At 43.3% G+C, this 25306-nt stretch carries 24 protein-coding genes; all 24 read right to left on the bottom strand.

The features are described 5' to 3' along the window. Positions 1-4 precede the first annotated feature (4 nt). Positions 5-742, bottom strand: a complete 738-nt coding sequence (locus tag HRU23_11180; GenBank protein NRA54696.1) for a protein phosphatase CheZ — start codon at positions 740-742, stop codon at positions 5-7. 23 nt (positions 743-765) lie between these two features. After that, positions 766-1164 carry a chemotaxis protein CheY gene (gene cheY, locus HRU23_11175; protein NRA54695.1) on the bottom strand — a complete coding sequence of 133 codons (399 nt, stop codon included), beginning with the start codon at positions 1162-1164 and terminating at the stop codon, positions 766-768. A gap of 26 nt (positions 1165-1190) precedes the next feature. After that, entirely contained in the window at positions 1191-1913 is a 723-nt protein-coding gene (locus HRU23_11170; protein ID NRA54694.1) for an RNA polymerase sigma factor FliA, read from the bottom strand. Beyond that, a complete protein-coding gene (locus HRU23_11165) occupies positions 1906-2748 on the bottom strand; it encodes a MinD/ParA family protein (protein ID NRA54693.1) in 843 nt (280 codons plus the stop codon). The genes HRU23_11170 and HRU23_11165 overlap by 8 nt, the downstream gene beginning before the upstream one ends. A 35-nt stretch (positions 2749-2783) precedes the next feature. Further along, positions 2784-4370, bottom strand: coding sequence for a flagellar biosynthesis protein FlhF (flhF, locus tag HRU23_11160; protein NRA54692.1), 1587 nt, complete (start codon positions 4368-4370; stop codon positions 2784-2786). Between the two features lie 14 nt (positions 4371-4384). After that, entirely contained in the window at positions 4385-6493 is a 2109-nt protein-coding gene (gene flhA, locus HRU23_11155; protein NRA54691.1) for a flagellar biosynthesis protein FlhA, read from the bottom strand. A 496-nt stretch (positions 6494-6989) separates the two neighbouring features. Beyond that, complete coding sequence (gene flhB / locus HRU23_11150; protein ID NRA54690.1) at positions 6990-8120, bottom strand: flagellar biosynthesis protein FlhB; 1131 nt, start codon at positions 8118-8120, stop codon at positions 6990-6992. Further along, on the bottom strand, positions 8121-8906 hold the full coding sequence (gene fliR, locus HRU23_11145) for a flagellar type III secretion system protein FliR (GenBank protein ID NRA54689.1): 786 nt from the start codon (positions 8904-8906) through the stop codon (positions 8121-8123). A gap of 3 nt (positions 8907-8909) precedes the next feature. Continuing rightward, positions 8910-9179, bottom strand: coding sequence for a flagellar biosynthesis protein FliQ (fliQ, locus tag HRU23_11140; protein NRA54688.1), 270 nt, complete (start codon positions 9177-9179; stop codon positions 8910-8912). Between the two features lie 55 nt (positions 9180-9234). After that, positions 9235-9981 carry a flagellar type III secretion system pore protein FliP gene (fliP, locus tag HRU23_11135; protein NRA54687.1) on the bottom strand — a complete coding sequence of 249 codons (747 nt, stop codon included), beginning with the start codon at positions 9979-9981 and terminating at the stop codon, positions 9235-9237. Then, complete coding sequence (gene fliO, locus HRU23_11130; protein NRA54686.1) at positions 9978-10406, bottom strand: flagellar biosynthetic protein FliO; 429 nt, start codon at positions 10404-10406, stop codon at positions 9978-9980. Before fliO ends, fliP begins: the two co-directional genes overlap by 4 nt. Beyond that, positions 10366-10749 carry a flagellar motor switch protein FliN gene (gene fliN, locus HRU23_11125; protein ID NRA54685.1) on the bottom strand — a complete coding sequence of 128 codons (384 nt, stop codon included), beginning with the start codon at positions 10747-10749 and terminating at the stop codon, positions 10366-10368. Before fliN ends, fliO begins: the two co-directional genes overlap by 41 nt. 21 nt (positions 10750-10770) lie before the next feature. Then, positions 10771-11790, bottom strand: a complete 1020-nt coding sequence (fliM, locus tag HRU23_11120) for a flagellar motor switch protein FliM (protein NRA54684.1) — start codon at positions 11788-11790, stop codon at positions 10771-10773. Between the two features lie 9 nt (positions 11791-11799). Further along, on the bottom strand, positions 11800-12336 hold the full coding sequence (fliL, locus tag HRU23_11115; protein ID NRA54683.1) for a flagellar basal body-associated protein FliL: 537 nt from the start codon (positions 12334-12336) through the stop codon (positions 11800-11802). Positions 12337-12517: 181 nt separating this feature from the next. Further along, the gene (locus HRU23_11110; GenBank protein NRA54682.1) at positions 12518-14824 is read right to left on the bottom strand and encodes a flagellar hook-length control protein FliK; all 2307 of its coding nucleotides are present in this window, start codon (positions 14822-14824) and stop codon (positions 12518-12520) included. Between the two features lie 164 nt (positions 14825-14988). Next, complete coding sequence (fliJ, locus tag HRU23_11105; protein NRA54681.1) at positions 14989-15441, bottom strand: flagellar export protein FliJ; 453 nt, start codon at positions 15439-15441, stop codon at positions 14989-14991. After that, positions 15434-16783, bottom strand: coding sequence for a flagellar protein export ATPase FliI (gene fliI / locus HRU23_11100; GenBank protein ID NRA54680.1), 1350 nt, complete (start codon positions 16781-16783; stop codon positions 15434-15436). Before fliI ends, fliJ begins: the two co-directional genes overlap by 8 nt. Continuing rightward, positions 16780-17715 carry a flagellar assembly protein FliH gene (locus HRU23_11095; GenBank protein NRA54679.1) on the bottom strand — a complete coding sequence of 312 codons (936 nt, stop codon included), beginning with the start codon at positions 17713-17715 and terminating at the stop codon, positions 16780-16782. The genes fliI and HRU23_11095 overlap by 4 nt, the downstream gene beginning before the upstream one ends. A 26-nt stretch (positions 17716-17741) precedes the next feature. Then, positions 17742-18785, bottom strand: coding sequence for a flagellar motor switch protein FliG (gene fliG, locus HRU23_11090; protein NRA54678.1), 1044 nt, complete (start codon positions 18783-18785; stop codon positions 17742-17744). A gap of 63 nt (positions 18786-18848) precedes the next feature. After that, a complete protein-coding gene (gene fliF, locus HRU23_11085) occupies positions 18849-20558 on the bottom strand; it encodes a flagellar M-ring protein FliF (GenBank protein NRA54677.1) in 1710 nt (569 codons plus the stop codon). Positions 20559-20729: 171 nt separating this feature from the next. Beyond that, complete coding sequence (gene fliE / locus HRU23_11080) at positions 20730-21059, bottom strand: flagellar hook-basal body complex protein FliE (GenBank protein ID NRA54676.1); 330 nt, start codon at positions 21057-21059, stop codon at positions 20730-20732. Positions 21060-21220: 161 nt separating this feature from the next. After that, positions 21221-22561, bottom strand: a complete 1341-nt coding sequence (locus HRU23_11075; GenBank protein NRA54675.1) for a sigma-54-dependent Fis family transcriptional regulator — start codon at positions 22559-22561, stop codon at positions 21221-21223. A gap of 3 nt (positions 22562-22564) precedes the next feature. Continuing rightward, entirely contained in the window at positions 22565-23626 is a 1062-nt protein-coding gene (locus HRU23_11070) for a PAS domain-containing sensor histidine kinase (protein ID NRA54674.1), read from the bottom strand. Between the two features lie 153 nt (positions 23627-23779). Then, positions 23780-25222: a sigma-54-dependent Fis family transcriptional regulator gene (locus HRU23_11065; protein ID NRA54673.1), complete on the bottom strand. Its 1443-nt coding sequence runs from the start codon at positions 25220-25222 to the stop codon at positions 23780-23782. Positions 25223-25306: the final 84 nt, after the last annotated feature.

Raw genomic sequence — 25306 nt, 5'->3', positions numbered from 1 at the left:
CCTTTTAAAAACCAAGGCTAGAAAGTAAATCATCAACTTCATCCTGCCCTGAGACCACATCGTGTTGTTTAGCACTAGGCACTACAGGACCATCAGCAATTATACAATTATCAATTCGCTCAACCACGGTATTATCTTGGTGCTGACCAAATACTTTTAGCAAATTAATGAGATTTTCTTCAACATCTTGGACTAAATCTGAAATTTTATATAATACTTGACCAGTAAGATCTTGGAAGCCTTGGGCTAATAAAATCTCGTTAAGTTTGCTATTCAATATTTCGGCATCAGAAACTGATTCAGTAAAGTATTGATCAAGTTTTTCTCTTAGCTCACGAAACTCGCCAACCTTAATCTTGCAACTTTTTAAACGCTCCCAAGACGGTTGAATTTGAACAACCTGCTCCCGGTGTTTTTGGGCTAACGGGATACAATCATCAACAGCATCCATCGTTTGAGTGGCTGCTTTAGCTGTCATATCAACAACATATAACAGTCTCTCTTTAGCGTCGGGCAAAGAAGAATTGACCATTGAAGAAAAACTGTCATCTAAACTAAAGTCAACTACAGAATCATGTAGCTGCCTAGTGACTTTACCGATTTCTTCAAAAAGTTCTTGTTGCATATTTCGGCTGAGTTCTTCAAACAATTCGTTAGCACTGGTAACATTTCCCTGTCCCAGTAAAGTAACTAACTGATTTGCCTGTTCTAACGAAATGTGCGAAAGCTTTTCATCATCCATATTTATATCCATTAATATGTTGGTTAAGACTCAATTCGCTGAAATATTTTATCGAGTTTCTCTTTTAAAGTACCCGCAGTAAAAGGTTTAACAATGTAACCATTAACACCAGCCTGAGCTGCTGCAATAATTTGTTCACGTTTGGCTTCAGCTGTTACCATCAATACTGGTAAATGCTTCAAACTGTCATCGGCACGAATATGCTTGAGCAAATCGATACCCTGCATGCCAGGCATATTCCAATCCGTTACCACAAAATCGAAATCACCATCTTTAAGCATAGGTAAGGCTGTTTGACCATCATCAGCTTCGAAGGTGTTTGTTAACCCCAGGTCGCGTAATAGGTTTTTAATAATTCTTCTCATGGTTGAAAAATCATCAACAACCAAGATTTTCATTTTTTTATCCAAAATATTCTCCAATTTATAACTGCATTGTCCTTATGCAATCAATTCCATTCACGCAGACGTTGCTTTAATCTGATTACTGCTTGCGAGTGGATTTGACTAACCCTCGACTCACTTACACTTAATACTTGCCCTATTTCCTTTAGGTTTAATTCCTCATCATAATATAACGATAACACAAGCGCTTCCTTTTCAGGTAATCCACTAATAGCTTGCGCTAATGCCGATTGAAAACGATCTGATGCCATTACATTAAATGATTCATTATGCGATTGATCACCATCGGCGACAATCACATCTTCAGAAACACCTAGGTCTTCAATGCCTATTATTTTTCCTGATACTATATCATTAAGCATTTGAGCATATTCGTCTAGACTTATTCCCAACTTTTCTGAAATTTCATAATCCTGAGCCGGTCGACCCAGCTCTTTTTCCAAACTATCGATAGCTGCAAGCACCGCTCGATTATTACGATGAACGGAACGAGGAACCCAATCACCACGGCGAATATCGTCAAGCATAGCGCCCCGGATCCTAATGCCAGCAAAGGTTTCGAAACTAGCCCCTTTGTTCGCATTAAAGTTTTTAGCCGCTTCCAATAACCCGATCATGCCTGATTGAATTAAATCATCCAGTTGAACATTTGCTGGTAACCGACCTTTAAGGTGATGGGCAATTTTTTTGACTAAACCAGCATGACTCATAACGAGTTGATCGTCATTATGGTATGAGTTGCGATAAGCCGCTGCCACTTTATTCACCAAAGGCATCTCTATGTGGTTGATTATTGCGCACTAACTGCTCAATGAAAAACTCTAAATGGCCACCTGGCTGACTAGGAATCGGCCAGCTATCGACCTTGCTTGCTAATTTTTTATAGGCCAAACTTGCCGGTGACTGTGGAAATGTTTCAACCACCAACTTTTGTTTACGCACTGAACGACGGACATTTTCATCAAAAGGAATAATCGCTGATAATTCTAACGCGACATCTAAAAAGCGATCAGTGACTCGTGTCAGCTTGGCAAACAATTCTTGTCCTTCGCGTAAGTTGCGAACCATATTGGCCACAACTTTAATTCTAAACACGCCGTGCTCACGACTAAGCAACTTAATTAAGGCATACGCATCTGTAATTGAAGCAGGCTCGTCACAAACTACCGCGACAACGTCTTGTGCTGCTCGTGAAAAGCTCAATACCATATCGGATATGCCTGCGGCAGTATCGACTATCAAGATATCAAATTCGGTTCTCATTTCACTAAAAGCACGAATTAAACCAGCATGTTGTGCCGGAGAAAGCTCGACCATACTCTGCGAACCTGAAGTGGCAGGAATAATAAAAATACCTTTAGGGCCGTGAATAATGACGTCATCGAGTTCACACTCGCCCGATAATACATGCGATAAATTTCTTTCGGCACGTAAACCTAGCATCACATCAACATTCGCTAAACCAAGATCGGCATCTAATACCATGACTTTTTTACCTTGCTCAGCAAGAGCTACTGCCATGTTAAGTGAAACATTGGTTTTACCAACGCCACCTTTTCCGCCTGTAATTGCGATAACTTTAATCATTTTTGACTGATTCATTTTTCTTAAACCGCTTGCTTGATCCACGTATTTGCCTACCTGTTAAAACTAACAAATTGTGCTGGCGACGACGCAAAGTTTTGTTGTTTGCCATCGTTGCCTAGCTGTTCTATAACGCCGTTAACTAATGCATTGATATCAACTACACCGATATCCTCAGGAACGCGCTGACCATTAGTAACATATCCTATCGGTAAGGAATTGCCAATAGCAACACTTATTACCTCACCGGCCCCTAATGCTTCGTCCATTTTAGTTATGATACACCCGGCTATCGGGATTTTTCTAAATTGTTCTATTGCTTCTTGCAGAACTTTACGTTGTGCAGTTGCCGGCAAGACTAAATAACTACGAATATTAACATGACTGCTATTAACTAAGGTAGATAATTGCTCACTCAGTCGTAAATCACGCTGTCCCATGCCAGCAGTATCGATAAGCACCAATCGCTTATTGCGTAACTGGTACAGCGCATCAGCTAATTGTTGTGCATCTTTAGCCACTTTGACCGGACAACCCAAAATTTTCCCGTAGGTATTAAGTTGCTCGAAAGCACCAATACGATAACTGTCAGTGGTAATTAATGCCACTTGCTCACTACCATAAGCCATTGCATAACGTGCGGCTAATTTAGCAATCGTCGTGGTTTTCCCAACACCTGTAGGCCCAAGTAATGCCACGACCCCACCTTGCTCTATCACGTCATTATTAGTGCTCAATAAACGTTTAAAGATAGAATTAGCAATTGCTTGCTTAGCGGTTTCGAGCGCGCTATTAGGGGGAATATCAAGCACCAATTGTTCGGCAATAGCGACATCAAAACCAGCATCCACTAACTGGGTCGACAATATTGAGCGAGTAGGATCACGCCGCGCAACATCTTGGCTTACCAGCCCATTAACCTGATGTTGTAATAACTGGCGCATTGATGCCATTTCTTGGCGCAACTGATCAATCGCCTGATTATTGCCATCAACACCAAGTGAACTCGCTTGAGTCGCACTAAACTGACTTTGTCCCTGATGATTAAATCCAGTGGTATTGACTTGATTGTTCGGTACCTGCGGCGCCATCGTGCCCGTTTTAGCCCACTCTGGTAATGGGCTGTGGCTATCAGGTTGGCGCCGCTCAAGCGGGGTCATCACCGACTCGTATTTACCTGACTGGCGGTTACTTAAATTAGGATTAGCGATAGGTGTGCGATCCTTCGCAAGAAATTGCTCTGCTTGAACCTGTATTTGTTGCTTAACTAACCGCTCTTGAAACCCTGATAAAGAAACTTGATCATCGATAACTTCACGCGTACCAGGCTTCGCCATTGCACTTGTATTACTAGTTGCATTAGCACTTAAATTAGCGGCCGGAGCAGCCTTAACACCCACTGGCTGATTTTTAGCAATGTTAGCAAAGGGATTTAAATCTGACTTCCCAGGCGCCTTATTAGCCCCATGAACGGTACTTTTAGGGATCGCAGCAATATTATCGTCATCAACGGCAGCCACTATTTCAACCCCGCCATCCACTTTTTTATTAGACATAATGATGGCGTCAGGACCTAACGCGACCTTAATTTCATCCAATGCTGAACGAATGTCTTTTGCAAAAAAGCGTTTAATTTTCACTGTAATACCTCAAACTATTGCCCGACCGAACTAACAATTTTTATTTGTTTGTCATCGGGTATTTCCTGATAAGACAACACACTTAAACCAGGGATAGTATTTTTTACAAACCTTGAAAGCGTTGCACGTAATACTCCTGAAGTTAACAGGATTGCAGGCATACCTTCAAGCTCTAATTGTTCTGTCGCCTGTACGAGTGAGCTTTGCAAGCGTTCCGCCAGTCCAGGCTCCATGCCAGCAGCATCGCCACCGGAGGTTTGCATAGATTGATGCAACATCTGTTCCAGATCTGGTGCTAAGGTTATCACAGATAACTCATCACCTACACCATTGATTTCTTGTACTATTAATCGTTTCAATGCGATACGTATTGCCGCTGTTAATACGTCAGGTTCTTGACTACGAACCCCATACTCTACCAAGGTCTGTACTATAGTTCGTAAATCCCGGATCGGAACCCCTTCATGTAATAAATTTTGTAACACCTTAACCACAACGCCTAATGACAGTGTATCGGGGATCAAACCTTCAACGAGCTTTGGATACTGACGTTGTAAAATATCCAATAAATTCTGAACTTCTTCATGGCCTAATAATTGGGCTGCGTTATTCGTTAACAGTTGACTCATGTGAGTAGCAACGACCGTTGCGGCATCCACCACGGTATACCCCAGCGTTTGTGCATGTTCTCGTTGCTCTGGCTTAATCCACACGGCTTCTAAACCAAAGGCAGGATCAGTCGTTTTAGCCCCTTCAATAGTCCCAAACACTTGACCTGGGTTAATTGCTAGCTCATTATCATGGCGAATTTCAGCTTCACCAATTGTTACGCCCATCAATGAAATACGGTAAGTATTAGCATTTAAATCTAAATTATCTCGGATATGAACGGCTGGCACTAGGAAACCAAATTCCTGCGATAGTTTTTTTCGCACCCCTTTTATCCGCGACAGTAATTCGCCACTTTGACTGATGTCGACCAACGGGATCAATCGATAACCCACTTCAAGTCCAATAACATCAACTTGGCTAACATCATCCCAGCTAAGTTCTTTGACCGGTTCAGCCGCTCGTTTTGCCCCTGCACCATCAGCACCTGCAGCACTAACAGCTGTTACATCAGTGACTGCATTGCCTTTTTTATGGATCAAATAACCAATACCCAGACTAAGGCTGGCCATCGACAAAAAGGCAAAATGAGGCATTCCAGGCACAACGCCCATGGTAAATAACACCCCTCCTGCAACTATCAATGCCTTAGGATCTTTGAGCATTTGATTAAAAACAATGGTGCCCATTGATTTTGCTTCATTTTGGCGGGTTACCATTAACGCTGCAGCGATTGACAATAATAAAGAAGGTATTTGTGCGACCAAACCATCACCAATGGTTAATAGAGTATAGATTTCAATCGCTTCATTAAGTGTTAATCCATGCTGGACCATGCCAATCACAAAACCGCCAACGATATTGATCACCAAAATAAGCATGCCCGCTATCGCGTCGCCTTTTACAAATTTAGAGGCGCCGTCCATCGAGCCATAAAAATCAGCTTCGCGAGTTACTTCACTACGACGGTCACGTGCTTGTTCTTGATCAATAATACCGGCATTTAAATCGGCATCTATCGCCATTTGTTTGCCTGGCATCGCGTCGAGGGTAAAGCGCGCGCTGACCTCTGCTATTCGACCTGCACCTTTTGTTACTACCGCAAAATTAATAATTACCAGAATCAAAAAAACCACTAAACCAACTGCATAATTTCCGCCAATAACCACAGAACCAAAGGCTTCAATAACCTTTCCTGCGGCATCTCCCCCTTCATGGCCTTCGAGCAAAACCAACCGGGTCGACGCGACATTCAATGCCAATCGTAATAACGTCGCAATAAGCAGTACACTGGGAAAAGAAGCAAAATCAAGCGGGCGCAGTGCATAAATTGCAACTAATAGCACCACCAAAGATAATGAGATATTAAAGGCAAACAACACATCAAGTAAAAATGTTGGCATCGGTAAAATAACCATGCCAAGTGCCGCTAACACGAACAGCGGAGTACCGATGCCTTTAATGACAGCTATATTGTCTGCAAATATTTGTGCGAATTTGGCTTTAATATCCATCAAAAAATTATACCTGACAGCACCTGTTATGAGAAAGTTATATTGCTTAAATCTTAGTACCATCATTAAGCAAATATCGGACCAATATTTTACCTTAAAATAGCTAGAATAACCTCACAAATAACAACGAACTATCAATTATTATTACAAACTGAGTTGTGTCATTAAAATGTCAGGTCACCATTGTGATAACAAGCTGTAACAACTGGTAAGCCAATTACATTATATTTATGGCCTTGTCGTGCGTGGAGAAAATTAATTTAGACAAAGTGCTCGATTTATTTCGACTCTGATGTCGACATTAGGGCATCCATAAGCGCATGGACGCGCGTAATTAGAATAATGTAGGAGCAATTATCGAGGAGCAACTTCCGGCGTAATAGCGAGTAATTAGGAATGAAAACAACGAAGGATTAATGGGGTTTATCAAGCACAGACGGTCACTTAATTAATGGGACTGGTATTAAGCCCATACTTTGACAAAATCTCGGTCGTATTAATGCTTTAAATCGTCAGGAATATCAAATTCTCGGGGTAAGGACGTTGGCCTGCCGCCGCGGCGTTTTTTAAATTGCTCAAGTTGGTAAACGTAAGCCAGTATTTGGGCGACCGCTCCAAACAAACCGTCGGGAATTTGTTCTTCGATCTCAGTGGTATGATAAATTGCCCGCGCTAATGCAGGAGTAGCCACAATAGTAATGTTGTGTTCGCGTGCAATATCTCGAATTTTAAACGCCATATGATCAGCACCTTTAGCGACCACTGTCGGCGCCCTGTTACCATTTTGGTCGTACTTAAGTGCAACTGAAAAATGGGTAGGGTTAGTCACAATCACATCTGCGGTCGGGATATCCTGCAGCATTCGCCGCTGCGATATTTCACGTTGAATTTGGCGCTGACGGCCTTTTACTTCTGGTTTACCTTCGGTGTTTTTATATTCGTCTTTAACTTCCTGCAGTGTCATTTTTAATTCGTTATTGTGTTTCCAAATTTGATACGGGGCATCAACCAGTGCAATCAGCAATAACGAGCAGCACAGTAAAATAAACATCCACAACAAAATATCCAAAGCCCCCAGTACATTCAATGGAAAAGCGGTTTGGCTCAGTTTCAAAATTAACGGGAAATAATGGCTTAGTAAGGCCCAGGCTAGCGTTGCGATAACCCCAAATTTGGCGATAGCTTTAGTGAGTTCGACTAAAGCTTGAACCCCAAACATGCGCTTTAATCCTTTGGGTATACTCATTTTAGACAATTTTGGGCTGGCGGCGTCGACACTAAACGTAATGCCTCCTAACGCGACACTACCGATAAAAGCTGCGACAAATACCGTGCATATAAACCCCATTAATGGCCAAGCGATGGTCCGCATTACTTGCGCCCACATTAAACCAAATTGAGAAGTATCGAAGGCCTGCTCGCGTTTAAGACTGAGCAATTGATGCATGACATCAAATAACGATTTGGCGATTGCAGTGCCAAAAATATACATACCAACGGCCGACGCTATCAGTACCGCCGCTGTCGCTAGATCTTTAGAGCGTGGAACTTGGCCTTTTTTTCGCGAGTCAGCTAATCGCTTGGGCGTCGCTTGTTCTGTTTTTTCCTGCCCAGTTTCTTCAGCCATTTAAAACTCGCATTTAGTTGCAATCAGTTCACACATTAATCCCAAGGCCCTAACCCACTGAGTATCAAAATGGGCCATTACCGACTCAAGTGTTAACCATAATACCGTTAAACCGGCCAGCATGGTGACCGGAAAACCGATCGCAAAGATATTTAGTTGAGGAGCAGCACGGGTTAAAATACCAAAGGAAAAATTAATTAACAGTAAAGCGACAATCGCCGACATTGACATCGCTAACGAGGCTGTAAACATCCAGCTGCCCCACAGTGCTAGCTTTTCTAAACTAACTCTTGATAGACCATTAAATCCGATAGGCATGGTTTCAAAACTTAATATCACCATCTTTATCATCGCCAAATGGCCGTCTACGGTAAAAAAAATCAAGGTTGCTAAGATAAGAAAAAATTGACCAACCACCGGTACTTGTTGCCCAGAAGCAGGATCAACCATCGAGGCAAAACCTAAACTGGTTTGCATCCCAATGATTTGGCCCGTTAATACGAACGACTGCATCACCAGTAATGAGACAAAACCCAAAGCAATGCCAATCAATATCTGCTGAGCAACAATAATAAAGCTGCCTAACGAAAACAATTGCACCTCGGGCATTGGGCCCAAGGCAGGCACTACCGCAATGGTCACCGCGACCGAATAAACCAGTCTGATTTGCATCGGCATATTACGACTGCCAATGCCCACCATCACCATGAACATGCCGGCGATCCGGCAATACGGCCAAATATAACTGGCCAGCCATGCCATCATGGTATGTTGATAAAGTTCCATTGGTTAACCAATAACCCGCGGGATTTCATTGATTAGTCCAATCATAAAATCCATTAAGGTTTGAGTAAACCAATGCGCGCCAATAATCAGCGTCATTAGTGTCATCATCAAACGTGGTAAAAAGCTCAATGTTTGCTCGTTAATTGAGGTTGCGGCCTGAAATACCGCGACAATTAAACCAACCAGTAGGCTGGGCACCACAATAGCAGCCACAATAATCATCACAACAAATAAAGCTTCTCTAAAAATACCAACAAAGACTTCAGGAGACATACCAGACCTTCTTTAGTTAAACGCGCAGTGGTTTAGAACAATGGCCAACGCCAAGTCAGGCTCCTAAACCAAAGCTAGTGGCTAAGGTACCCATCACTAAAGCCCAGCCATCGACTAACACAAATAACATCAGTTTAAAGGGTAATGAAACGATCATCGGCGATAACATCATCATGCCCATTGCCATCAAGACACTAGCAACCACCAAATCAAGCACTAAAAAAGGAATGAATAACATAAAACCAATTTGAAATGCGGTTTTTAATTCACTGGTGATAAATGCCGGAATTAAAATAGTCATTGGGGTTTGTTCGGCACTTTCGATATCTTGGCGACCAGAAATTTCAAGGAAAGTTGCAATGTCCTTATCTCTAGTCTGCGCCAGCATAAACTCACGGATCGGTATTTGCGCCTGTTCAAAAGCAGCCATGGTCGTGATTTCTTCATTTAAATAGGGTTGAAGCGCATTTTCATTAATTCGTTCAAGCACTGGCGTCATGATAAATAACGTCATAAACAGTGATAAACCAATGATAATCTGATTCGATGGTGCCTGTTGCAACCCCATCGCTTGGCGTAAAATAGAGAGTACGATCACAATCCGGGTGAATGAAGTCATCATAATTAAGATCGCAGGAATAAAACTCAGCGCGGTCATCAGCGCTAAGACTTGCAATGTTATGGTGTACTCTTGCCCACCGTCAGGACCTGGCAATACCGTAACAGCAGGTATACCAGCGGCATGGACCAGTCCCGTTGGTACAATCAAGCACGCGAGCAATATCAAAAACAGCCTAATCATGAATTTCCTTTTTTTATCCGATTAAATAAGCTATCAATACGTGCTGATGCAATACCATCGCCCATCACCGAGGCCGCCTCGACTTTGTGGGGCAGCTTTTCTATTAATTGAACTTGTTGACTGGTCACGCCAATTAAGTATTGCTGGTCGCCTACTTCAACGATAATTAATCGTTCTTTAGCGCCAACCGACAATGTTGCAACTTGCTTAATCGCACCTTGACCCGTCATCCCAATATTGAAACGTTTGGCTAACATCGCTAACGTAAAAATAAGCCCTATAACCAGCAACAATGATAGCAGCATGTTGAGATAATCAGGTGCCGTGGGCCCAGTGCTCGCGTTGACCGGGGCGGCCATTACGGCCGCCATCATAATCACAGGATTAACGTAACTTTTTAATACGTTCTGTTTGACTAATAACATCGGTTAATCTAATACCAAATTTATCGTTAACTACAACTACTTCGCCATGGGCTATTAAAGTCCCATTGACCAAAACATCTAAGGATTCACCGGCAACGCGATCTAGCTCAATCACCGAGCCCTGATTTAGTTGCAGCAAATTACGGATCGTAATGTTGGCTCGCCCCACTTCCATCGATATTGTCACAGGAATATCGAGTATCGCATCGAGTTTTTCATCACCAGAGGATGCTAAACCTCCGGTGGACTCATCTTCTAGATTTTCAAGCTCAACCTTGCTTGCCTGTGCTTCCGATTCTTCTTGTTCTGCTAGGGCATCAGCCCAATCATCCATATCACTCATAAGTTAACTCACTTTGCCTGCTTAATTCGCCGGCTTAATTTTACGCTGTAATAACTGAAATTCAGACTTTTGGCTTTCCGGACGCGGGATCACTGAGGTAACTTTTATTCCAATATTATCATTTACTTGACCAAGCTTGCCACGAAATGACGGTAAATCTTCGACCCGGACTAACACATCATCAGGCATCTCAAATGGAATAATATCACCCACTCGCATTTCCATAATTTGGCGTAACGTTAACTCAGCTTCACCCAACGAGGCGTCTAGTTCAACTTCGACATCCATAATTTCATCTTTTAACGCGGCGCTCCAACGCTGATCGGTATCTTCTTTATCACTTTGAACACCGGCATCAAGCAATTCTCGAATCGGCTCCAACATTGAATAAGGTAAGGCAATATGGAAGTCCCCGCCACCACCATCGAGTTCAATATGGAACGAACACACGACAATAACTTCAGTTGGGCTGACAATATTTGCCATTGAGGGGTTAACTTCTGAGTCTAAAAATTCAAACTCAACATCCATTACCGGCGCCCACGCTTCCATGTAGTCTTCAAACACTATTTTCAATAACAATTGAATAATACGACGTTCGGTCGGGGTAAATTCTCGGCCTTCGATTTTTGCCGGATAACGGCCATCACCACCAAAGAAATTGTCTACTAGAATAAACACTAAACGTGCCTCTAGCGTAATTAACGCCGTGCCTTTAAGGGGTCTAAAACGCACCATGTTAAGGCTCGTTGGTACAAATAGCGTGTGAATATATTCACCAAACTTGAGCATTTGCACACCGTTAATCGATACTTCCGTTGTCCGACGCATCAAATTAAATAAACTGATCCTTAAGTGGCGCGCAAAGCGTTCATTAACCATTTCAAGGGTCGGCATGCGCCCACGAACAATTCGGTCTTGCGACGAAAAATCATACTCGGCGGCATTCTCATCACCGCCATCACCAGTATCATCGTCATCTACATCATCAACGCCATGCAGTAGCGCATCGATTTCATCTTGGCTTAGCAGATCATTCACAACTGATTCCTACTGCATTACAAAACCGACAAAAAGCACTTTATCAACCACGGGGTTTCCAACCACGGGTTCAAGCGCTTTTTGGACAGCTTCTTGAGCATTGATTCGTAACTCATCTTTACCAGTGCTGGTCGCGAGTTTTTCGGCATTTGAGCTACTAAAAATGGTTAACATCACATCTTCAATCAGCGGAATATGCTTACGTGCAGCAGTATCGTTATCAGCACCTCGTACTAACAACTGAACTTTTATTTGTACTAATCGATCGCGCCCGTAACCTGAGACGTTAAACACAAATGGTCGCGGCATGCCAACGTAAAAAGCATCGCCAATTTCAGCTTCTTCTGGCTCTTCTTCCTCTTGGGCTACTTCTTCGCCTTCAACCAGTTCTTGACCATCAATAGTTGGCTCTTCTTCACCACCAAGCATAAAGAAAGCTGCCGCACCGCCGCCACCTAAAACAATCAAGGCAACGATAATAATAATAATGAGTTTTTTCTTACCACCGCCGCTACTTTCTTCATTCTCAACTGCATCATCAGCCATAACATTATTCCTTTAGCTAAGCCTTGCCTCATTGGCAATCAGCTCAGTAATATAAAATTTCTAACGAAGTGACAACCATTTAAATAATATGCTTTGATATTATCAGCGTAAAATTGCCAACGTTAAATATAAAGGCTCAAAAGTAACATAAAATATCAACTGTTCATACGAGCTTATCTATTTAAGCATAATAATCAATGCCATCAGCCGATTGTTTGTTCAAGGTTAATACGACAACGTCTTGATCGCTTTCAAACTCGTGTTCTTGGCCAGTTGCTCGCTGTTGGTTTGTTTGTTGCTCTTGTTGTTCAGAGCTGTCTTTATGTTCAACATCACTGTCGGTTAAGGCAATGCCCTGTTCTTCTAACATTTCTTTGAGCTTGCTCATTGCATTTTCGAGCATTTCTTTAGCTTGGGCATTTTGTACTTGAAATTGCACGCTCATTTGATCATTTTGCAGTTGCAGTCTGATTGACATACCGCCAAGCTCTTCTGGATCTAACTGGATGATTGCTTGCTGCACATCCCCTTTCACCATCATACTCAATTGTTCTTTAAGTACCCGCGCTGCTTGCGCATCTTGGCCTAATGGTAATTTAGTCACCAGGTGTTCAGCCGCTAACTTTTGAGCCGTTGTCGGCTCTTTCTGCGCCAACGCCTGTGTTTTCTCCGAATCTAATTCTTGAGCTGCGGTGCTCGCAAGCTCAGCGGCACTAGCAGCAACATTCGAACTCGTTGCGGGTCGTGCTTCAAATTGTTTTAATAAACGCTCAATACTTTCATTGCCCTGAGGTTTTACGGCTAATTCGTCTTCTTGAGGCAGTGTAAACTCTGGGGGTTGCTCGTCGAATTCAACGTTATCGTGATTGTCTTGTTGATTAAGTTCTTGTTGATCGAGTCCTTGTTTCTTGGCGTCTAAGTTCACTTGATTGGTAACCATTGCCGCCGCTGACATATTCGATAACGCGGCAGCGCTACTGCTGGTATTGGTTTGTTCTCTTAATGCACTGCGTGAACGACTTTCTTCAAGGGCAATAGTGACAGCGGCACTGATTGAGGCCAGATCACGCCCTGCTAGTTCAGCACTTTGGGCGTTCGCCGTTGCTTGTTCTGACTTGGACACCGACGTAACATTGGTCTCACTATCATGTACCGTACTATCATTAATCGCACTAGCATTGACCGTACTATCATTGAGTGCCGCTTTGAGTTGTTGTTGAGTAGTAAGCGGTAATTTGTCTACCAATGATTTAATCTGCTGGATAATTTCCTTAGAGTCACCGGGCTTATCGTTCAATAAATCTGACTTCGATAAGTCTGACTGAGCGACTTGATTAATTAACTCGCTAATTGGCTGATTAACGCGCTGCTGAATAGCTTGCTCAATGTCACTCGTTGCCGCGGCCAAATCTTGTTCGGCCAACTCTTGTTCGACCATCGTTTGCTCTGGCATAACTTGTGCTTCGATGGCTTGTTTTATTCGCCCAAGCTCAGCTGTTATTTGTTGATTGTTAGCCAGTGGTTTAATCATCTGTTCTAACTTAGTTATTAATTGGCCAATCGGTAAGCTATCGATTGATTCTTCCTGAGCTATCACAGCTGATGAATTAAGCTCTGTGATTACCGTTCGAACCTGCTCTTTAAGGGCGAGTTTGTTTAGTTGCTCGACACTTATTCCGCTCAGTTTTGCTAACTGTTCGAGCTGAGTTGGCGTCGCTTGGGCGAGCTTATTGGCCAATTGTTGGTTTTTGTCAGGCTCAACAAAACGCGCTTGCTGTGATGAGTCGCTCTGATTAACCGTCTGCTCACTGCTGTCTTGAGCCAACAGGTCGTCTAAGCTTGTTGAAATGACAGCCATAGCCTGTTCATCAACTTCAGCTAGGATACGTTGCCAATTTTCTTTATTGCTATTAGCAACATCAGCTCCGCTTTCAACTTCAACTTCACGTTCAACATCACGTTCAACATCACGCTCAACATTACCTTCAACATCACGTTCAACATTACCTTCAACATCACGTTCAACATCACGTTCAACATCACCTTCAACATCACGTTCAAGTTCACGGTCATTACCAAGTGACGATTCGTTAGTAACCATGGCGCGCAATTGTTTCGCAAGTTCGGCCAAAGAAAAATTATCGCCTTGTGGATCTTCTGCAGCTTGCTTTACCGTATTTGATTTTAGTTGCTTTAGTTGCTCGTATATTTCGTTAACAATGTTGGCAATATCTTGTTCATCGACCACATCATTATTTTTCGTTTTCATTGAATCATTGCCAGGCTCGCTCGTAAGCGATGTCAGCTTATGCTGTAGCATTTGATTAAATTTTATTTTAGTTGGAGTATTGTTCATTACATCCCCCAGACGCCCAGATTCAAGTGACGGGTTATCTAAAGCGGCAAAAATTGCCGCTTGTTCACTCGAACCAGACAATTTACTATTTGCACTGAGCGGCATTAATATGCTGTTTAAATTGTCGATCATTCACGTCTCCAAGGCTTTAGCTGGCCTTCATCTAAAAACATCTGAGTTAGCTTGTTCGGTGATTAAGCATGCACAGGCCATCATAAGTGATGTTTGTCTATTATTAAGTAATACAATGCAAATAATAAGCCAACCTACCAAAAGATGATGATGATTGGCTAAAATTAACGGCTAGCCTTGAGTTTTCGATAATAGGCCATCATTGCAAATTCATCAGCGAGTTTTTGTTCTTTTTTAAGCTCAACATCGATGATCTTTTGCTCTGAGCTGCTAATGAGATGGCTGATTGAGTCAAGATATTGACGTGCCTGTTGCCATTGAGTCCGCCGAGAGTTAACAGCCAATTGCGCCCGCGCGATAATGTCACGCTGTTGAGTTAACGAGGTATCAATTTTAGCGAGGAAATTTTGTAACAAGAGTAAATTAGCCACCGTTACGCCTTCGCGGCCAGTGGCTGATATTTGCGCGACATAATCAGTTTTGTATTGCTGCAACGTCTTTAATTGCTGCTGCAACCCCGCCATTTGCTGCTGGGCGGCACTGAGCGCTTGCAACGCCGTACGCTCTTTTTTGAGTGCCAGTTCTTTTACAATATTCAATTGCTTAAGATCAGCCATTTAAAGCATCCCCTAATTGAGTCAGCGCCAGCAAAGAGTTGTCATAGAAATGAGTTTCTCGCATCGTTTGTTGGCAAAATGCTTCGATCACTTCATGAAACTGAATTGCTTTGTCAACACGCGGATCGGCGCCTTGCACATAAGCACCAATCGCAATCAAATCTTTATTTTGTTGATACAGCGAATAATACTGTTTGACGACTCGGGCATAAGCAAGGTGCTGTTCACTAACCACCATCGGCATTACCCTCGAAATCGATGCCTCAACGTCGATTGCCGGATAGTGGCCAGCTTCAGCTAATTTTCGCGATAACACAATATGGCCATCTAATATCGCCCGTGAAGCATCTGCGATAGGATCTTGTAAATCATCACCTTCGGTCAACACGGTATAAAATGCGGTGATTGAACCTTGCCCATCGCCGCCATTGCCCGCCCGTTCGACCAGCTGCGGTAATTTAGCAAACACCGACGGTGGGTAGCCTTTGGTCGCCGGAGGTTCCCCAACCGCTAGGGCTATTTCGCGCTGCGCTTGAGCAAAACGCGTTAATGAGTCCATCAGCAGTAATACATCCATGCCTTGATCACGGAAATATTCAGCAATTGCCACTGAGGTCTCACAAGCCTTAAGCCGCATTAAAGGCGATGTATCGGCTGGAGCTGCCACAACCACCGAGCGACTACGCCCTTCTTCTCCTAAAATTTCTTCAATAAACTCTTTAACTTCTCGACCACGTTCACCCACGAGTCCGACTACAATTACATCGGCAGTAGTGCCACGTGTCATCATGCCGAGCAATACACTTTTACCAACCCCAGAGCCTGCAAATAAGCCCATCCGTTGGCCTTTACCCACGGTTAGCATCGAGTTAATCGCACGAATTCCAACATCAAGTGGTTGCGATATTGGACGGCGATTTAACGGATTCATCGGTTTCGCTTTGCCTGATAAATGATTTTTGGTTTTTAGCGGCCCTAAACCATCAAGTGGTCGGCCTACACCATCAACAACTCGGCCCAACAACTCCATACCAACCGGAAGCCCTTTTTGATGTAATAACGGCTTAACCAGCGCCCCAGGCAATACACCTTGCACTTCTTCACTTGGCATTAAAAACAACACGTCATCAGAAAAACCCACCACTTCTGCAGTGATTTCACCGTTAAGCGTTTCAACACTGCATTGACTGCCGATAGGCGCACGACAACCAATAGCCTCCATTGTCAGCCCTACGACTCGCTTAAGCTTTCCTGATGCGACAGATTGAAATTGATGCGCATTTTGTTGATAAGCCGTGATTTTTTTCGCCCAATCAGGTCTTTGGTTCGTTAATGAACTCATGACGTTTCACTGTCGTTACTATCGTCAGATACAGCCTCTGAGGCTTGGTCCGTTCGCGGCACTTGTTCGGTGTGCGAGAGTTCTGCTTGCTCTAGAGCTTCTGAACCTTCTTTGAGTAATTCAGGCTCAACTTGTGGCGCTGGTCGGGAATAAAAATCACTAAAAACTTGTTCTATTCGTTCAGATAGCGCTAACGATACACTGCTCATTTTTGATTCAATGTGGCAACTGCCAAGTGTCATCGTAAGATCAGGTTCAAGTTCAACACCGCGTTTTTCTAGCTGTTCTTGTGGCCATACACTAAGCACGCTCTCAATATCTTGCGGGTGTAATTGCACCGTAATGGGTTCATTGCGACCAAGTACCTTAATACCATCGGTAATCGCCGTGATAATTGGTTGATGACTTTGAGTGACTTCGGTGTGAATGACTTTTTTGGCGACATCGAGCGCCAAATCAACCAATGCTAGTTCCAATTGCTGCTCTTGTTCATGTAGCGGCGCTTCAAGCTGTGCAACTAACTGCGTTAACAGTGCCACTTTCGCGGCGATTTCTTCTTGTCCGGCATCCATTGCTTGTTGATGCCCTTCTGCTTGCCCTTGAGCCAAGCCTTGTTCATAGCCATCATCATGACCCGCTAACACACCTTCTGACTGACCTTTACTAAAGCCAGCATCGTATCCTTCTTGTTGGGCACTTTGGCGAATCTCGTCAAGATCTTGCGCCGTTAACTGCGCTGACTCAGCTTCAGATTCTGGTTCGGCAACCTCTTCCACCACAGTGACTTGCTGTCGTTCAGCCATCTGCTGTGCCGTCAAGCCAAAGGCATTCGTTGTCTCTTGACTGACAGCCTTGGTGACATCGGGCGCATACCAACGCTTCAACAATTCTAACTGTTCTTCATTTGGGCGAAACACCCGATCTGATGACATCAATGGTCCCCTCAAAGGTTAATTAATTATAAAAATTCATCACCGCCACCACCACCTAGCATAATTTCACCAGAATCGGACAGACGAGTAGCCACTGAAAGGATTTCTTTTTGGGCCGCTTCAACTTCACTAACTCGGATTGGCCCCATGGCTTCAAGATCATCAACCAACATTTCAGATGCACGTTTAGACATGTTCTTAAGAAACTTATCTTTAAGCGCTTCATCGGCACCTTTAAGCGCTTTCATCAAATCATCTTGCTGCACGTCACGCAATATCGCTTGAATGCCACGGTCATCAACATCAATCAGGTTTTCAAATACAAACATCAGATCTTGGAGCTTTTGTGCCATTTCTTCATCAGTATCACGGATTGAGTCCATTAACTGGCCTTCAACATTGTTATCAAGATAGTTCATAATATTAGCAGCAGACTTGAGTCCGCCCATCTTCGCTGCCTGTGCTCCCGCTTGACCAGCAAATTGTTTTTCCATAATGTCGTTAAGTTCTTGCAAGGCGGCTGGCTGAACTTCTTCAAGATTGGCAATACGCATCATTAAATCAAGGCGAACTTTTTCACTGAACTGCGCCATAATCTCGGCCGATTGCTCAGGATCTAAATAAGACAATACAATCGTCTGGATTTGTGGGTGCTCACTAACAATGATATTGGCAACCTGACGTGCGTCCATCCATTTCAGGGATTCAAGCCCTTTAGCACTACCGCCCAAGATGATTTGATCGATAATATTCGATGCTTTGTCTTCACCCAGTGCGGCGATCAATGCCTTACGAATAAAGTCTTCAGAGTTAAGACCGATTGCTGATAAATCTTGAATTTCATCCAGAAACAGCCGCATTACCGCAGCCACTTTGGCTGGCGAGAAATCATCAAGCCCCGCCATCGCTTGGCCAACATATTGCACTTCTTTAGGCTCAAGTGCTTTTAAAATGTTCGCGGCATCTTCTTCTTTTAAGCTCAACAGCAAAAAAGCCGTCCGTTGTAAGCCAGTGAGGCTTTTCGCGTCAAACTCTTCAGTCTTTTCTTGCACTGCGTTTTCGTCAGCCATTTGTCAATTTCTACCTATTGGTTTAGCATTACATTGATTGGTAATGGGTAAAAGCAGTAACGATTAATCTTCTTCGTGTAACCAGTTTTTGATTACTTGAATTGATAAATCTGGTTCATTTGCCACCAACGCTCGCACCGCTCGTAACAAATCATCATCTTTTCGTAAATCCGGTAATTGAATTGAGCCATCTTCTGCATAGCTGTAATCACCATCTGAGGCCGCCAACATGTCAACAGTGTCTGCTGCGAACTGGTCGTCAAAATCAGCCATGTCGCCTTCACCCAATTCATCTTCTTCTTCAACTTCAGGGTAAATTAAGCGATTGAGCATTGGGCGAACCAGCACTAATAATATAACGACCACAATAAGTGCGCCCAGCACCATTTTTATTAACTTAGCAAACCAAGGTTGTTCCCACAGTGGCAGCTCAGCAACTTCATCAAATGTTTCTTTATAAAATGGCACAGTAACCACTTCAAGATTGTCACCTCGTGCTTGATTGAAACCAATACTGCCTTCGAGCAATCGGCGAATATTAGCCAGCTCGGCGGGTTCACGGGCTTTAGTTGTTGCTTCACCCTCAGCGGTTGCTGGCCCCTTGATATAATCGAGAGCAACCGAGACACTCAGGCGTTTAATAACCCCGACTTGCTGCTGAATATGACTAATGGTGGTGTCTAGTTCATAGTTACGCGTGGCTTCTTTTTGAAACTGACCTCTTTCTCTCGAGGTGGTCGAACCAACTTTAGCCGAATTAACTTCTTGGGGAATATCTGATTCGAGTGGCGGTTGGTTCGACAAAGCGCCAGCAATGCCACTGATAATATTGCCAATATTACTATTTTCCATCGTCCGCTCACTGCGGATTGCGGGTAAATCGGGGTTAAAGCGCTTTTGCGTTTCTTCTACACTGGTAAAATCCATCGTCACATCGACTTGGGCCGTGTAATTACCAATGCCGATAACTGGAATTAGAATTGAGTCTATTTTATCGAGATAGAGGCTTTCTCGTTTCTTTTCTTGCTCGAATTCTTTGCGACTTCTAATGCTCGACGGATCTTCATTGCCCGACTTTAGCGAGCGACCGTTTTGGTCAGCAATTGATACCCGACCAGGCTCTAACATCGGCACAGCCGAAGCGACAATATCGACAATTGAATCGATTTCTTCTTGTGTTAACGCACGGCCACGGTTAAGCGTAATAACCACAGTCGCACTGGCTTTTTTATTACGACGCGAAAATACATTTTCTTTGGGAATAGCGAGCAATACACGAGCGCGAGCCACATTTTTTAATTCTGCAATCGCCGAAGACAGCTGACGTTCTCGGCTATGTTTAATCCGCTCACGTTCCATCCGTTGACTCACCCCAAACCCCATATCTTGCATCAGAATTTCATCACCGTTAGACGGTTCTGCGGCCATGCCAGCACGGGTCATGGCGAGTTTTATTTTGGCATAATCAGGCTGAGGCACCCAAATACTGTTGCCTTTAATCTGATAGCCTTCGAATTGATTTTGATCTAGAAAGTCAAGTGCTTGGGTAAATTCGGTCGTGCTCATTTCACCCAGAGGACGATATTCAGTTTCTTGGGTCCATAATACAACCATCACCGAAATAGCCAAACAGGCAGTTACTGCAACAATCATGATGACTTGTCGAATGGTGTCGGCACCACTCAAACCAGAAAATAAGCCGCCGCTAGGGCTGTCAACCTCAGGTGTGCTACCGGAATTTATAATAGCCGATGATTCATCGCTTACAATCATGTCGGTTGTTTCGGTTGGTTGTGCCACTTAAACGTTCCTTTATCAAGCCTATTACTGGGTTAGCAATTGATTATCCTATATTCAACGTTTGGGTGCGAGCTAAACTGTTAACTATTCGTTAAGTCTATCTAGGCCCGATATTATTGCTATATTAGGACGCTAACTAGTAGATTAAACAGGCATATTCATTATTTCTTTGTACGCTTCCACAAATTTATTTCTTACTTCAACCGTTGCCGTAAACGCCACACTCGATTTTTGCGAAGCAATCATTGCATCGGCTATGCTAACAGAGCGATCGCCCATTTCAACAGCATTTTGCATCGCGTTTGATTGTTTTTGAATTGAATTAACATTATCGACTGCCATTTTTAGCATGCTTGAGAAGTCGCTCGCGCCAGGTTTGGTGACCTGAAGCGACTCCATGGCCGGAGCGGACATTTGAGTTTTTGAAATCATACCCTGCATTTCATTAAACAGCGAACTTGAGTTGATATTCATAAACGAATCTCCTGACATTTAATTGACGATAATCTAATCTTACTCAATTAATGCAAAGATCTTGCCAAAGTAACTAAAATAATCCCTACCGCGCAAATGGCAGTAGAGATTATCAGGCAATCAATGGCGACAGGTATCTAACTAACTGGTTAATAAATGCTTTACACTGGCAACTCGATCCCCATTTCTCGCATTTTAGCCAATTTATAACGTAAGGTTCGTGGACTTATGCCCAATTTGTCGGCGACATCTTTACGTGAACCATCACACAATACCAAGGTATCAAGAATAATTTGATTTTCTTGATGTTTGAGTTCATGACCAAGTGCTTCGGATGGCAGTTCAATATCGGACACAATTTGCGGTGGCTGATATGCGATACTGTCGTTAAGATCCTCAATAATAAGTTCAGCAGATGTTACCTGACGACCATCGCATAAAATAAGTGCGCGTTGGATGACGTTATCTAATTCGCGGACATTACCAGGCCAGCTATGGGCAAGCAATCGATGCTGGGCATCGACAGCTAAAGCAATATTACCTGAACCATGACGACTCATCAGGTAATTTGCCAGCGGCACTATATCGCCTGGTCGCGCTTTAAGCTCAGGCCAACTGAGCGGGAAAACATTGAGCCGGTAATATAAGTCTTCCCTAAATTCTTTCGCGCTAATAGCCTGACGTAAATCGCGGTTTGAAGTGGCCAATACACGCACATTTAATTTAATTGTTTTTCGCGAACCCAAGCGCTCAACTTCTTTCTCTTGCAATACCCGCAGCAGTTTCGCTTGCAGACTAATGTCCATTTCGGTAATTTCATCGAGTAAAATCGTGCCGCCTTGTGCTTGTTCAAATTTCCCAGGGCACGCTTGCAGCGCACCAGTAAATGCACCTTTCTCATAACCAAATAGGGTTGATTCCAGCATGTTTTCTGGAATTGCAGCGCAGTTAATCGCAACGAAAGGCTTGTCACGCCGCGTCGAATGATTATGAATGTAACGACACAATACTTCTTTGCCTGAGCCCGACGGGCCGCTGATCATGACCGAAGCATCACTAGCCGCTACTTTTTTAGCGAGTTCTAATAGCGCGATAGATTTAGGATCTGCCACCACCGGGTCGCTGGTATCTAGCTGTTCCGCTGGCATATATCTGCTGACCAAGTTTAATAATACCTCGGGTGCGAATGGTTTGGCCATATAGTCAGCAGCACCATCTCGCATCGCACTTACCGCATCATCAATGGTCGCAAATGCCGTCATTAGCAATATCGGTAGGTCTGGCCATTTAGCCTTAATACTGCGTAACAAACTAAGGCCAGACATGCCGCCCATTTGCACGTCAGAAACCACCAGCGAGACCTTGGTTGTTTTTAGTGTCAGTAAAGCTTCTTCGCCACTTTCACATTCAATGCAGTCGTAGCCACCCAACATCAGCGTATCAACCAGCGCTTCTCGCAATCCAGCATCGTCTTCAACCACAAGTATTTTATTAATGGTCATTGCTTATCCTCCGACCGCATGTTGCATAATAACAGCGGCTTCACGCTGTAATGGAATAATCAGTGAAAACCGTGAACCTTGACCGATCTTAGAGACTAAACTCAAACGGCCATTGTGTGATTTCACCACCGACTGCACCACGGCTAATCCGAGTCCAGTCCCCTGACTTTTGGTGGTATAGAAAGGTTCGAATATTTTGCGCTGTAATGCCCCCGTAATGCCTGGTCCATTGTCGATTAATGATATTTCAACTTCGTGCTCGCCAAGTTTTTGCGCCATCAAATGTAACATCAACCCGTTAGGTTTAGCTTGCACCGCATTATGGATTAAATTATTAATAGCGCCAGCTAACGTACTGCGGTTTCCCATAATAAGTAGATCAGGCTCTGGAATAGTGACCATTAACCGCGCCTGATGTTGCGTCATCATCGCCTCACAACCGGCTTCAACTTCACCAAGCAGCTCTTGCAAGGATAATTCAACCACCACCGGATTATCATCATTTTTAGCCAACATCAGCATATCGTTAACTTGTAATTCAAGATCTTTAAGTCGCGCCATCAATTTAGTTTGAAAAGCATCGCGCGAATGGGCTGACATTTGAGTATTTTTAAGATTGGCGGCATAAAGGATCGCTGCAGACAGTGGCGTCCTGACTTGATGTGCTAACGAAGCAACCATCTTGCCTAAGGCAGATAAGCGCTGCATGTGCGCCATTGAGTTTTGCAGTTGACGGGTTTCGGTCAAATCCGTTAATAAAATTAACTGACCCGCTTCAGGTTCAAGCGAAGTAATCGCAATTTTTAAGCGCCGGCCATCTTTTAATGATACTTCGTGACCGTCATCGGCCCGTGGTTGAAATGAACGATTAATCACATCTAACCAGCGTTCGTTAATTAATGGGTCGCCCAATAATGAAATGGCCAATTGATTAGCCTCTTCTACTATGCCATTGCCATTAATAATCACTAAACCCGACGGCAAAATATCCACTAAATGAGCTAACCGACTACTAGAAACAGTCTGTTGATCTGGGGTGTTTTTATAAGCAACATTTGCAACCATGGCAACCTCGTCAATATTTTGTCTTAACAACTATATATTTGACTAATGCAGGTTGTGTGCCAATGTTTTAAGTGTGATAAATCAGTAAGTAAAAAAAACATCACCCTGTTGGTGATGTTTTTTAATCGTATTATTTTTATCGCAGCGAGTCGATTAACTTTCTTTCGACATGCCGTATTTACGCATTTTCTCAACCAGTGTAGTCCGGCGCATCCCTAAAACTTCTGCGGCGCGTGACACAACACCATCTTGTTGTTCAATCGCCTGACGAATTAAATCAATTTCCAATTCAGACAGCATTTCTTTCAAATTTACCCCTTCAGCGGGTAACTCTCTGGTCATAGCGCGCTCGGGAATTTCAATTTCTTCTTCACCGCTAAAGATTGCAGCAAACACGTCTTGCTCTTGCAGCTCTTCTGGATAATCGGGCTCATATTCAGGCACATCAAGATGTCGATATTTGACCGGTAAATCGTTAACATCGACTAAATTATTAGGATATAAAATCACTAATCGTTCAACCAAATTACTCAACTCACGCACGTTGCCTGACCAACCATGTAACATTAACGACTCAATACAGCGCTGAGTAAACCGTATACTGGTGTTATAAGTCGATTCCATCCTTGACACCAACTCTTGTAGTAAGAGCGGCACATCGTTTTTTCGATCCCGTAACGCCGGCATGTCAATTGGGAACACATTCAATCGGTAATATAAATCTTCACGAAACTTACCGGCGCTAATCATCGATTCTAATTGTTGATGAGTCGCCGCAATAATCCGGACATTACATGCAATGGTCTTTGTGCCACCGACCCGTTCAAAAGTACGTTCTTGCAAAACCCGTAATAATTTAACCTGCATCGGTTGTGGCATATCACCAATTTCATCAAGAAATAAGGTACCACCTTCGGCTAATTCAAAACGTCCTTTTCGCGCAGTAAAAGCACCTGTAAATGCACCCTTTTCGTGACCAAACAGTTCACTTTCTAATAATTCTGGCGGGATAGCACCACAGTTAATAGGAATAAATGGCCCTTCACGACGTTTAGAATAATAGTGAACATTACGGGCCACTACTTCTTTACCGGTACCGGATTCTCCCAAAACCAACACATTGGCATCGGTCGACGCAACTTGTTCAATAAGGACCCGAACATCTTGAATTTTTTCACTGCGTCCAACCAAACTGCGAAACAGCATCGATTGTGAGCCAGCAATCGCCATTGTGGTGGGACGTTTATTGAGAAAGTCTTGGCTATTGTGCAGTTCTTGCGTCAGTTGAGCATATTTAAACGGCAACTGAATTTGACCGATAATATTACGGCCTAACTCAAGCTGATCGTTTACACCAATAAATAAAAATGGCTGGCGTAAAAAAGCATCACATATGCTCTTTGCGTTAGCGCTAACAGAATCATCAATAATAACAGTTCGAAACTGTTCGTTATTACATTCACTCAATAGTTCGGTTAGTTCCGTTACGCTATCTAGACATCTGACCGATTCGCCAATAAACTCAAAAATGGTGACTAATTGTTGTACTTGCTGTGAATTGGTTCCACAAATCAAAATTGTATCTGAGGCCTGCATTTTGACACTATACCCTTACGATTTGGACTCCCGCCCATAAAAATACAAAATACTTGTAAAATAAAGTATTTACTACTTTAAAAT

The sequence above is a fragment of the Gammaproteobacteria bacterium genome, from assembly GCA_013214945.1.
Taxonomy (GTDB): domain Bacteria; phylum Pseudomonadota; class Gammaproteobacteria; order Enterobacterales; family Psychrobiaceae; genus Psychrobium.
This window is presented reverse-complemented; position numbering and strand designations above follow the sequence as displayed.

What these genes read in the sequence shown, in the direction of transcription:
- fliI (NRA54680.1), bottom strand. Translation starts at nt 16,783, where the DNA reads ATGAGTTCATTAACGAACCAAAGACCTGATTGGGCGAAAAAAATCACG.
- flhB (NRA54690.1), bottom strand. Translation starts at nt 8,120, where the DNA reads ATGGCTGAAGAAACTGGGCAGGAAAAAACAGAACAAGCGACGCCCAAG.
- fliJ (NRA54681.1), bottom strand. Translation starts at nt 15,441, where the DNA reads ATGGCTGATCTTAAGCAATTGAATATTGTAAAAGAACTGGCACTCAAA.
- fliQ (NRA54688.1), bottom strand. Translation starts at nt 9,179, where the DNA reads ATGTCTCCTGAAGTCTTTGTTGGTATTTTTAGAGAAGCTTTATTTGTT.
- HRU23_11075 (NRA54675.1), bottom strand. Translation starts at nt 22,561, where the DNA reads ATGACCATTAATAAAATACTTGTGGTTGAAGACGATGCTGGATTGCGA.
- fliO (NRA54686.1), bottom strand. Translation starts at nt 10,406, where the DNA reads ATGTTATTAGTCAAACAGAACGTATTAAAAAGTTACGTTAATCCTGTG.
- fliR (NRA54689.1), bottom strand. Translation starts at nt 8,906, where the DNA reads ATGGAACTTTATCAACATACCATGATGGCATGGCTGGCCAGTTATATT.
- HRU23_11095 (NRA54679.1), bottom strand. Translation starts at nt 17,715, where the DNA reads ATGTCATCAGATCGGGTGTTTCGCCCAAATGAAGAACAGTTAGAATTG.
- HRU23_11165 (NRA54693.1), bottom strand. Translation starts at nt 2,748, where the DNA reads ATGAATCAGTCAAAAATGATTAAAGTTATCGCAATTACAGGCGGAAAA.
- fliL (NRA54683.1), bottom strand. Translation starts at nt 12,336, where the DNA reads ATGGCTGATGATGCAGTTGAGAATGAAGAAAGTAGCGGCGGTGGTAAG.
- fliG (NRA54678.1), bottom strand. Translation starts at nt 18,785, where the DNA reads ATGGCTGACGAAAACGCAGTGCAAGAAAAGACTGAAGAGTTTGACGCG.
- HRU23_11065 (NRA54673.1), bottom strand. Translation starts at nt 25,222, where the DNA reads ATGCAGGCCTCAGATACAATTTTGATTTGTGGAACCAATTCACAGCAA.
- fliF (NRA54677.1), bottom strand. Translation starts at nt 20,558, where the DNA reads ATGATTGTAAGCGATGAATCATCGGCTATTATAAATTCCGGTAGCACA.
- fliE (NRA54676.1), bottom strand. Translation starts at nt 21,059, where the DNA reads ATGAATATCAACTCAAGTTCGCTGTTTAATGAAATGCAGGGTATGATT.
- HRU23_11180 (NRA54696.1), bottom strand. Translation starts at nt 742, where the DNA reads ATGGATGATGAAAAGCTTTCGCACATTTCGTTAGAACAGGCAAATCAG.
- fliP (NRA54687.1), bottom strand. Translation starts at nt 9,981, where the DNA reads ATGATTAGGCTGTTTTTGATATTGCTCGCGTGCTTGATTGTACCAACG.
- flhA (NRA54691.1), bottom strand. Translation starts at nt 6,493, where the DNA reads ATGGATATTAAAGCCAAATTCGCACAAATATTTGCAGACAATATAGCT.
- HRU23_11110 (NRA54682.1), bottom strand. Translation starts at nt 14,824, where the DNA reads ATGATCGACAATTTAAACAGCATATTAATGCCGCTCAGTGCAAATAGT.
- fliN (NRA54685.1), bottom strand. Translation starts at nt 10,749, where the DNA reads ATGAGTGATATGGATGATTGGGCTGATGCCCTAGCAGAACAAGAAGAA.
- HRU23_11070 (NRA54674.1), bottom strand. Translation starts at nt 23,626, where the DNA reads ATGGTTGCAAATGTTGCTTATAAAAACACCCCAGATCAACAGACTGTT.